Below are 2,640 nucleotides of genomic sequence, written 5' to 3'. Positions count from 1 at the left end.
TCGCCGAGGAGTGGATCTGCTCGGACACGGCGTCCCTCTTCCGCCAGTTGACCTGATTCAGTGCGCGTGGGCGGAGGGATGCCCGGCGCTAGAACTTGTTGGCGTACTGGTCGACGTTCCTCTTGGTGATGATGAGCGGCTGGCCGAGCCGCAGCTCCTGGTGTTTGGCGTAGTAGTAGACGAGGCCGATCGGGCCGCCGACCTGGTAGGCGCCGGGTCGGAAGTGGTGGCCGGTGAGCAGGTAGTGAGCAGCCCAGACTGTGAGGTAACCGAGCTTGATCGGGTTCCCGACGACGACGTCCTCCATGGCACCGCTGCGGATCCACCCAACCAGTGGGGTGCCCTTCAAGTCTGAGCCGCCGTTGCCGGCGGAGAAGACCTGGCCGATCCTGCCCGACTGGGTGATGGCTTCTGCGGCCAGGTAAGCCTCGGTCGGAGCGATGCCGATCAGGCCTTTGAGGTTCGGGTGGGAGGACATGAAGCTCTTGATTGCGTCGACCTCGGCTTGGTCGCCGGCGCCGGTCTCCGTGACTAGTCCGTCGGACTTCATGTTCGGATAGGCCCTCGGAATGTAGGCGGCGACGGTCTTCGCCCAGAAATGGGCGATGGGAAACTCACCTCGCTCGTCGAGGATCGCGTACTCACCTTTGCCGTGGATCTGGGAGGCGAGCGTGTCGGCGAGAGCGTGTGCGAAGGCGACCGTGCTCGAATAGTTGACCCAGAGGTCGCGCTTCGCGGCGATGTCGTCGCCGGACGAGATCGAGAGGATCCCGGCCTTCCGGACTCTCGTGAGGATCGGCTTCAGCTGGGGGTCGTAACCGCCGCTGACAATCGCGTCCACGTGGCGGGCGATCATCGACTTGTAGTACCGGATCACACTCTGCGGGGAGAGGTTGAACGGGGCCATGATGAAACGCATATCGAGCACCTTGGCCGCGGCCCGGCCGCCGATCGCGCTCGACGGGGGGATAGACGCGACGAAGACGACCGTGTACCTCCGGTGCGCCGCGCTCGTGGAGCCTGTCAGGAGGGTTGCGCCGAGCGCGGCAAGCGTGAGGGCGAGTGCAATTGCGGCGGTTGTCCTTCGGATCATCCGGACCTCGCTCGGTCGCGTCACCCCCCCGCAACCGCCTATCCTCGGACGCGGCGTCATCGCTGTCAACTGCAGGTGGTCTCGCCGAAGGTGACGTAGACGGTGTGACGTACGGCCGCGATGCCACAAGGGACGGCGTCGTAGCTGCCAAGCGGGATGGTGCGCACCACCTTGTTCTTGTCGGGGTCGACTTGGGAGACGGAGTAGCGCTGGTGGTTGGCGGTCCACACGGAGCCCGCGCCGACTGCGAGCAGCATTGGCTGCTCGTCGGCCATCGGGATGCGGTGGGTGATCTGTAGGTCTTCGGGGTCGACTCGCAGGAGGTTGCCGCGAGAGGTGACGACCCAGACGCTTCCGTCTCCCACGGCGACGGCGAGCGGGCCGGCGCCGTCCGCGGTCTCGAGCTCGACTGATTGGACTTGTTTTGAGCCGGGCCTGACCCGCGATAGCCACGCGATCGAAGCTTGGGGGTCGTAGGCGCCGATCCAGGCGGAGCCGTAGCCATAGGCAATTGCAGTGGTCTGCCGGCCGAGGGAGATGCTCGAGGCCAGATGGCGGTCGCGCACGTCGATCCGGGACACGGACCTGCCCGTGCGGCCGGGTAGATCCGAAATCACCCAGAGGTAGCCCGCGCCGGCCGCCTCGGCCCCGGCCCCTGGAAGGGGGACTCGGATGTTCTGGGAGGTCACCCGTGGTGTTGCGTAGGGGTCGGTGACGCCGGTCACGTGGCCGATCCAAGTGACGACGGGTTTTTTGTCGGAGACCCAGGCATGGCCTTCCGCGTCGGCCGCGATGTCGTCGAGGGCGCCTGCCCCCGAAAAGGGTTGGGTGTCCCTTTCGGTGCGTAAGTCGTACGGCTGGATCTGCGCGTTACCCCGCATGCCGATCCAAAGCGCATTGCCCACGAGGGCGATCGGCCCAGGTTTGATGCCGTTCGTAACTTCGCGGAGGAGCTTGCCCGTGGCCGGGTTGATGAGCGCGAGGCCGTCCGAGCCGACGACGGAGACGGGACTGCTGGGTGGCAAGCGGCCACTCCCTCGGGTCGAAAGGATTCCCACGGCCGCGGCAACAGCCGCAAGAGCGGCGAGCCCGGCCGCGACCAGATAGCGCCGCCGGACCACAGACGGTCGAAAACCGGAACGTGCGGGCAACGTCGCAGGGGCGGCGTCCGGTGCGGGCGCCGCAACTTCTCCGTCCGCGGCTGCGGTCCCAGCGGGCGCCTCCAGCGCGGGATCGTGGCGGAGGATCGCCTGCTGGAGCCTTTGCAGGGACTCGCTGGGCTCGATTCCGAGCTCGTCGAGCAGGGCGTGGCGAGCTTGCTGGTAGGCGTCGAGCGCGTCCGCCTGGCGATCGGCTCGGTAGAAAGCGAGCATCTGCTGGGCGCGCAGGCGTTCCCGGAGCGGATGCTCGCCGACGAGCACCTGTAGCTCGCCGAGCACGTGTTCGTGACGACCCTGGGCGAGATCGCAGTCGATCCGGTCCATCAGCACCGTGAGTCGCAGCTCGTCGAGTTGCGCCACCTCGTCGCGGCCGAACGACTCGAGCTG

At 66.9% G+C, this 2,640-nt stretch carries 2 protein-coding genes; both read right to left on the bottom strand.

The genetic code is table 11. The annotated features are described in order from the left end of the window. Positions 1–88: 88 nt before the first annotated feature. Positions 89–1,093: a substrate-binding domain-containing protein gene (locus ACTHL9_RS18655; RefSeq protein ID WP_440520756.1), complete on the bottom strand. Its 1,005-nt coding sequence runs from the start codon at positions 1,091–1,093 to the stop codon at positions 89–91. Between the two features lie 65 nt (positions 1,094–1,158). Continuing rightward, positions 1,159–2,640, bottom strand: a 1,482-nt coding sequence (locus ACTHL9_RS18650) for a BTAD domain-containing putative transcriptional regulator (protein ID WP_440520755.1), incomplete at its 5' end; no start/stop codon positions are given.

The sequence above is a fragment of the Sinomonas sp. genome, from assembly GCF_051955515.1.
Lineage (GTDB): Bacteria > Actinomycetota > Actinomycetes > Actinomycetales > Micrococcaceae > Sinomonas.
This window is presented reverse-complemented; position numbering and strand designations above follow the sequence as displayed.